At 45.8% G+C, this 7,634-nt stretch carries 6 protein-coding genes; 2 read left to right on the top strand and 4 right to left on the bottom strand.

What is annotated here, in order from left to right; translation table 11 throughout:
• Positions 1–300: 300 nt before the first annotated feature.
• The 4 genes from ACKPQ4_RS01760 to ACKPQ4_RS01745 are packed head-to-tail and all read right to left on the bottom strand — an operon-like array spanning position 301 to position 6,173.
• The gene (locus ACKPQ4_RS01760; protein ID WP_407679493.1) at positions 301–1,113 is read right to left on the bottom strand and encodes a sugar phosphate isomerase/epimerase family protein; all 813 of its coding nucleotides are present in this window, start codon (positions 1,111–1,113) and stop codon (positions 301–303) included.
• A 26-nt stretch (positions 1,114–1,139) separates the two neighbouring features.
• The gene (locus tag ACKPQ4_RS01755) at positions 1,140–2,582 is read right to left on the bottom strand and encodes a Gfo/Idh/MocA family protein (RefSeq protein WP_407679492.1); all 1,443 of its coding nucleotides are present in this window, start codon (positions 2,580–2,582) and stop codon (positions 1,140–1,142) included.
• Between the two features lie 23 nt (positions 2,583–2,605).
• Positions 2,606–5,044 carry a DUF6807 family protein gene (locus tag ACKPQ4_RS01750; RefSeq protein WP_407679491.1) on the bottom strand — a complete coding sequence of 813 codons (2,439 nt, stop codon included), beginning with the start codon at positions 5,042–5,044 and terminating at the stop codon, positions 2,606–2,608.
• 10 nt (positions 5,045–5,054) lie between these two features.
• Positions 5,055–6,173 (bottom strand): c-type cytochrome, encoded by a 1,119-nt coding sequence (locus ACKPQ4_RS01745; protein WP_407679490.1) that lies wholly within the window; start codon positions 6,171–6,173, stop codon positions 5,055–5,057.
• Positions 6,174–6,355: 182 nt separating this feature from the next.
• Between ACKPQ4_RS01745 and ACKPQ4_RS01740 the strand changes: the two genes are divergently transcribed.
• Both ACKPQ4_RS01740 and ACKPQ4_RS01735 read left to right on the top strand, forming a co-directional pair.
• On the top strand, positions 6,356–7,147 hold the full coding sequence (locus ACKPQ4_RS01740; protein WP_407679489.1) for an IclR family transcriptional regulator: 792 nt from the start codon (positions 6,356–6,358) through the stop codon (positions 7,145–7,147).
• A gap of 10 nt (positions 7,148–7,157) precedes the next feature.
• Positions 7,158–7,634, top strand: a 477-nt coding sequence (locus ACKPQ4_RS01735) for a c-type cytochrome domain-containing protein (protein ID WP_407679488.1), incomplete at its 3' end; no start/stop codon positions are given.

Here is a 7,634-nt window from a genome sequence, read left to right as displayed (position 1 = left end):
AAATGTAACTTTTTGCACATAGCAAAGGTAGGGCGGGTGAAACCGTAATTCCTAAAAGGATGAATGCTACTCGTTGAAACATAATGAAGGGGCGTTTTACTTGAGGGCTTATTTAAACAGTGGGGCGGGTTGTCACAGGTTTACAATGACTAAGCTCAATTTATTTTAAATTAAATAATAAAGAAAACCACAAATTGCGTAAGATTTCTGTTTTGCTAAGCCAAATTGAATGATTGAGCTACCTTACTTGGAGTAATTTCCAAGCACCAAGCGCCCAGTATACTTTTTGCTAAGCCAAATTTAGCAGAAAGACTCCTGTAAATTTACCAGTGAGATTTTTGCACACTCGTACGAGTTGGGGAAATAATCAAATGCCTCCACGGATACCCATTTGGCATAGCCTGTATTGGTCAAGGTTTCCGCTACTTCTTTGAAGTTTGTGGCTCCCTGTCCGGGGCCCCGGAGGTTGGAGTCGTTAGCATGGAAGTGGATACACTCTGGATAATATTCGCGGATGGCATGGCATACCCCATCTGGCTCTGCGGTCATTGCCTTGACATCGAGATGCAGTCCGCAGGCTGGATGGTTCACAGCTTGGACAAAATCTCTTCCCTGCTCGCAGGAACTGAGAAAGTCGGTTTCTACTTTGGCAAGGGGCTCAATCGCAAAAGCCACTCCATCACCTTCGATCTCCCGGCAAACTTCCTGCATCAGCGATACCGCCCGCTCAAAGGCCTCTTCATAGGATACGCCAGGCAACAGGTTGCGTTGCTGGGGGCTGCCCAGCACCAATATTGAACCATTCATTCTCGCGGTTAACTGACCTAGTTTAATTAAGTACTCTTTGGTGACTTCCAAAATAGCAGGATCATTGTGAGTCAGATGCAATCCCTCCGTCTCTGCCATCAACCAATGCAGGCCCACCACTTCCAATCCCGCTCTTTCCGCAGCCGTTCGGCAACGATCGGCATCGGATTCACTCAAATCTCTGGGGTTTGTTTGCAAGGTAAAGGGGGCAACTTCCACACCCTCATATCCGATGTCAGCAATTTTCTGGAACGCGTCCTCCAAGGGAAGGGTGCGAAAAATTTCATTACAGAGAGCAAATTTCATAGTTTTAAAAGGGATAAGAAAGGAATTTAGACATCATTTAATTCAGGCACTTTAAATTCGGCATTATTTGTATCCTGCAAGAGTTCATTCGCATCATCTGCATATTCACCAGTGTGCCTCTCCTTTTTTGCATCAAAAGTTAACCAAGGGCCTACTGTATAAGTGTTCTCTTTCTCGGGGATGCCGACACCCTTGCCCATAATCTCATGGAGTTTACCAAAGTGTTCAGATGCCTCCTTATTATCTTCGAAATTTCCTGCTTTCTGATTGAACGGCACCTTTTTACCTAGCCTGTAAGAATTGTTGATAAGATGACCTAACACACAACCATAGTGTGCATCTTTGACATTCCCGTTAGCCATCTCTGGTTTACCAGCTCGACAAGCAGTAATGAAACTACCCCAAGTGCCACCTGGTGTTACTTTGCCTTTGCCGAATTCAATCTTTTCACCCTTATCACTACCTTTCGGATAATAACTTTTACCAATGATTCGACCGCCATCCTCAAAATAATACTGATTCTCAACCTGGCGCTTATAACCCTTATAGTTTACATTTCGCACATTGAAGAAAACCTGCTGACCGTTTGCGTATTCAGCCATTCCAAACATTGAATTAGGGGTCTCCCCTTGATCCTTCCATTGATATCGACCGCCAATCGCCATGGTTCTAACGGGATGGGTCTGATCATCATCAATTGCCCATCGAGCCACATCCAGTTGATGGGTACCTTGATTATTTAGGTCGCCATTTCCGGTGGCCCAGAACCAATGCCAATTATAATGTACATAGTTGCCGTGGAATTTCTCGATTACGGCAGGCCCTTTCCAAAGGTTCCAATCAAGATGAGCAGGAGGGGGGCTAATGTTTTTGTGACCGATGCTTCCCCGCGGCTTACAGCAATAGCCGTATGAGATTTTGAGGCGGCCCCACTTTCCGGCTTTTATCTGCTCATGCAAGCCAGCACGACTAGCATCACTTCGCTGCTGAGTGCCGTGCTGAATAACCACACCATATTTTTGCTGAGCTGCAACAGCGATTCTGCCCTCAAAAACATCATGGCTCATTGGCTTTTCAACATATACATGCTTTCCGGACTGAGCCCCCCAGATCGTCATTAACGAGTGCCAATGGTTTGGAGTAGCAATAGTCAAAGCGTCTACATCTTTATCTTCCAATGCTGTCCTAACATCTGTTACTCCCTTAATATTCTTCTGCCCCCGCCCCTTGAGGCTCTCAACTGTACGGCTTAATAGTCGCTTGTCTGGGTCAATGACATAGGCAATTTCAACATTTTTTTGACCAAGGAAACCATTGATGTGACTCTTTCCTCGACTATTTAATCCAGCAACAGCTATTCTAATTCTATCATTGGCTCCAATGGCTCGATGTGCGGACTTAGTGTTTGAAATCAAGGGAAAACCGCTAAGAGCAAATGCAGTTGATTGGATGAAGTGGCGTCTATTCATCGAGGGCAATGAGTTGTTTGTTTTTATTTGCCCGACGCAAGATAATCCTCGGGGTAGCCTGGATGCTTTGGCATGATAGAAGTGGGATGTGCCGCTTCTTGGGCATACTGGGAAAACCTTTCTTCAATCTCAGCTTCTTGAGGCGTTTTAAAAGAATGGAAAATAACCTGGTAGCGAAAGCCAATCGAATCCCCTTTGGCTAAAGTTTTAGGGCCATCTCCCCCCATTCTATCTGGAGCAAATGGGTTGGCGGAAATTAAGCCATAGTCACGGGCGTGCCACCATGCTTTCTGATTGTTTTTTGATGAGTTGGATGGGTGGCTAAGAAAAGCAATGCCGGAGGGTTTGCCATCAATTTTGCCAAAGTAGTGGACCCAGTCTGCCCGTTTTCCCCAAATCTTTTTTCCTACAATTCCTTCGCTGTTTACTGCCTGCCCAAAAACTTCTTTCACACCGTGTTTGGGATTTGCGGTGAGTCGTAAATCTGGATGGGTACGGATACCGACAAACCCATCCTTAAAGGCAGGAAAGGTCATCGGTTCATTAGTTGCATGAAAATGAATTTCAATATCGATGGTGCGGGAAGATTGATCTCCCCAGAACTGGAGGGTCCGAGTATCTGCAAATAGGTTTTTTCCCTCCTTATTGTTCCAGGCGTTCAAGGTTTTAATTAGGGCACGGTCTTTACCCTGCCTCGTTTCGATAAGTCTGCGTTGTTGTACAGTGCCTGAGTTTTTCTTGTCGATATGCCAGAAGTTCGCCCCATTTGTACCCTCGTGCCCAATGAAAACCCCCTGATGGTGGATGTGGTCATGTGCTTCACCGGGAGTATCTTTTTTCATTGGATAATCCCGAAGCATAGACTGACCACTGGGTCCGACAATGGGCCAGATTGTGGGCTTGGTTACCGAGGCAATATCGTAGGAGGCAAAGAATTTTCCTCCTATGGATACATCCAGGCCCTTTTGTGAGGGAGTAATGGTAGCAGTATGTTTTGTGTCCGGTCTTTTTAACCGGTTGAGGGTGTATTGTACGAAGGGGTCCTTCATCAAATGCCCATCGATGCTTTTTACAGTAAAACTAAGTTCGAAAACTCTTCCGGGAGCGAGGTTATCAAGCTTGATTTGGTAAGGGCCGTTATCGCCGAGCTTTTCGACGGCGAGAATTTCATGGGTTTGTTTGTCGTGCTGAGCAGAGCCGTATCTGTAACCGTATTCAAAGCGGAAGCTTCTTGCCTTAGTATTTTCTAAGAGTTTTTCGGGATTTGAAATCGGTTGGGTGAACCCAACCAAAAAACCATCGGTTGTAAGCGAACATTGTGAGATATGAAAGGGCACATTTCCATTGTAGGTAAGCCTTTGGATGCCTTCATCTGGACGCTGCCATCCACGGGTAGTGGATCCGTAGTAAATTGACTCACCACTTGGGCTCAAGGCAATGCGTACTCCTCCTGCACGAAGTTTATTGTCTTGATAAAAGAGAGTTGCTGCACCCTGCACACCGCTGTCCACTTCTTCGGGCATTAGGCGAACGATTCGCCTTCCGTTCTCATCTGGTACTAGAATCTGTCCGGAAAAGGGACCAAAGCTTTTTGAGTTAATAATCATGGGTTCCCCAGGAGAATGCATCATATTACGGGGTAGATCCATAGCTGGTTTATCATACAATTCGTCCAATAATTTGCGTGGATAAAACAGGGGCATACCAAAGGGCTGGTACCGTGCATCCCATACCAGGCTTGAGGGGTGCCCATAAAACCCGCCTTTTTTGATACAGTAGATGGGAGAGCCTCCGCGCCAGTCTCCCTGATTGTCGCCGCACCAGAGATTGCCAGAGTCGTCCCGTGCAATTCCATTTTGCATACGAAAACCGTTCGCATGGGGAGTAATACTCCCGTCTTTGTGGTAGTGCAAAACATAGCCCTTGTATTGGACTGCCGAAAAATTCCTGCCCCTTCTGCCATCCTTACTGTATTGGCCACGGGAAGTGTAAAAGGTCGGTCCATTGTGAGATGCCGTGCCCAAGGCGATAAAGAACCCACCTGCACCATCCGGGCAGATCGCATTGGTCTCATGGTAATTTCCACTGATACCGAAGTCCGAGCAGAGATTCCGATAAAGATCAGCCACTCCATTCCCATCAGTATCTTCAATAAGAGTAAGTTCGGCCATTTGACTAACCACAATTTTTCCGGGGGCCAAAATTTCCATTCCCATTACGTTGTGCAAACCGGTGGCAAATACTTTCCACTCTAATTTGGATAGATCTTTCTGGGGTTTACTAACCAGAACATCTCCCCGGCGCAGGCAGGCATATAGTTTTCCATCCTTATCAAAGGCGAGGTCGCCAATTTCGGGTGGTAGATCATTGGGGAAGGGAAGGTTTTCCAAGCGGTAATTTTCGCCGCAAAGTATCAGCGAGTAAAAAAGAGCAGGTAGAGCCAAAAGCCAGTTGGTTTTCATAACAATTTAATCAGGGAAGGTTTTGGATGAAGAGAACCAGAGATTCGTACTCCAGAGCTTGTAATTGGTAGGGGGGCATCATCCCCGCGAGGTATCCCTTGACCGTCTTGGCACTGGGGTTCTTGATCGATTCGTAAAGATAGTCGGAGTCGGCTTTTTGTGGTTTGGCACTAATGAATTCGCGCAGGTTGCCGTGGAGTCCCTTGAAGGTGGGTCCGTGGTTCAAACCTCCGTCAGTAGAATGGCAGGCAATGCAACCCATGCTTTGGTAAAGTTCTTCGCCCTTTGCGATGGTGGCCTCAGTAAGTGCCACCACCTTTTGGTCTGTCTTATATCGTTTTCCTGCATTAGGCCTTACCATAACAACTAGTTTTCCGGGCTCGTTCGTTTTTATACGAACCTGGGTTTTGGGGGAGGCAAATGACAAAGCTTCTTTATTTTGTGAACTGTATGTTAGTTCAAGAGTTTGCTTCCCTGTCCCCATGCGGGGAGAGATCTCGAAAGTGTGGTCTCCAGTTGAAAAAGAAAAGACGGGTTGTTGTGAATGGTCTAATCTGTAGCCAAGGTATTTTGGAGTACCAAAGGAAGATATTGATTTACCGTTTACCCTCAGAGGGTGGACGCCCACTGCCTTGTAAAAAACAAAACCAAAAAGCCTAGGTACATAATTAAAACCCTTCCGTCGACCGCCTTCTTTATCACCCCAGTAGTTTTTCATATCCAAAAAACCATCTGTCCAGGCATATAATAATCGGCATTCGGTGGTATCCCAGACATAGGAGAGTCTATTTCCCAAGTTAATAGCGATAGCTGCAGGTATGCCCGCGATGGGTTTAATATCCCTGCCTGTTGTTTCTTTTCCTGATCTGGGGCTGTACCTTGGGGCAGGGGTTCCTTGTGAATGATTACCCAGAACAAGTTTTTGGTCGAGCTCGAGATCCGGGCAGAAAGTGCGCAAAATCAATGGTTTCTCCAGGCTGCCCATGGGTTTCTGGTCGAAGGTTAAGAATCCAGTGTCTTGATAATTTTCAGCCTTAAGGAGGGTAGGGCTAATACTTAGGGTAATGCAGATAAAGAAATTTCTTACTCCTACAAAACTGCTCTGTCGTTTGGTCTTTGGTTGGTTCATCCGTGGATTATTTTATTTTAATGGAACTAGCTTTACATGAGTAAAACTTAAATTTCATTACGATTGCAACCCTAAGTCATGTTGTTTCTAGGATTAAAAAAACTGAGTCATCGCCTGAACTATAATTTTCTTTGTCCTAATAGGTGGACAGTTTGATATTTGGTATTAAGTTTATATATCAAATGAAGGTGAATGTAGAAGATAAATACCGCGTTCCTGGCTTAGAGCGTGGACTGCGTGTAATTGAAATACTCAACGAAAGACCAGGGGGTCTGAGTATGAATGAGCTGAGTGCTAAGTTGGGAATACCTGCCAATAGTGTCTATCGGATATTAGCTACCTTAGAGCGTGGGAATTATGTCCGTAAGCAAACCGAGGGTTCCTTGTATGAACTTACATCTAAGTTGTTAACCATGTCCTCTCCAGTGACCAGCACTCCTTCATTTGTGGAATCTTCCTTGCCTCACATGCGTGCTTTAAGGGACGAGACTAAAGAGAGCGTACTTTGCGGCACTCTGATTGGACATGAGGGAGTGGTTTTGGAACAGGTGGAGGGAATTCACAGCTTTAGTTTCCGTATCAAACCAGGTCTGCGTTTTCCTTTGCACACTGCTGCCCCTGGCAAGTTGTTTCTTGCCCACATGGCAGAGCCTGAAAGAAAGAAATGTTTAGCCTCTTTAAATTTTGAAAAATTTACCCCCAATACTCTCACCACCCAAGATGCTTTGCTCAAAGATTTAAGAGGCGCATTGGATGATGGATTTGCTTTCGACCGGGAGGAGGAAATGATCGGGCAGGTTTGTATTGCTTCAGGAGTGTTTAACCGATCAGGGCGAATCATTGGAGCGATCTGGATGGTTGCACCCACCAATCGTGTTCCCCGTAAAGATTTACCGGTTCTGGGTGAAGTCGTTCGTTCTCATGCAGATTCCATCTCCCTGAAATTTGGGTATTCTCAATTGCGGGTCGCCTAACGCTTTTTTCATGAAACCGTATATCATTCCTTCTTGTTTATCCATTTTGGTTGGTCTGTCTTGCTTATCGGGAGCACCGCGAAGTTATACTGATGAGCAAATTGCATTCTGGGAGGATGAAGCCTTTCCCGTTTTGGAGGAAAATTGTTGGAAGTGTCATGGGATCAGTAAAAAAATTCGTGGCGGTTTGATTCTCACCACCCTCGAGGGAGTGCTCAAAGGAGGAGAGTTTGGACCTTCCGTGGATTTAAAAAATCCAGAGACCAGCCTTCTTCTTAAAATGACCTCTCACCAGGATAAAGATCACGAAATGCCACCGGATGGCAAAATGTCGGATGAAGATATTGCCGTGCTCGCAAAGTGGATCGAAATGGGAGTGCCTTTTCCAAATGCCGATGAGGTTGAACCGGAGGGTGAAATTGTTCACCACGGGCCGGATTATGAAAAAGCCAAAAGTCACTGGGGCTTTAGTAGACCAACTAAGCCA

Origin of the sequence: Candidatus Chordibacter forsetii (assembly GCF_964187505.1) — a bacterium.
GTDB lineage: Bacteria > Verrucomicrobiota > Verrucomicrobiia > Opitutales > Seribacteraceae > Chordibacter > Chordibacter forsetii.
The sequence above is the reverse complement of the archived record's forward strand: the minus strand, read 5'-3'. Positions and strand labels throughout refer to the sequence as shown.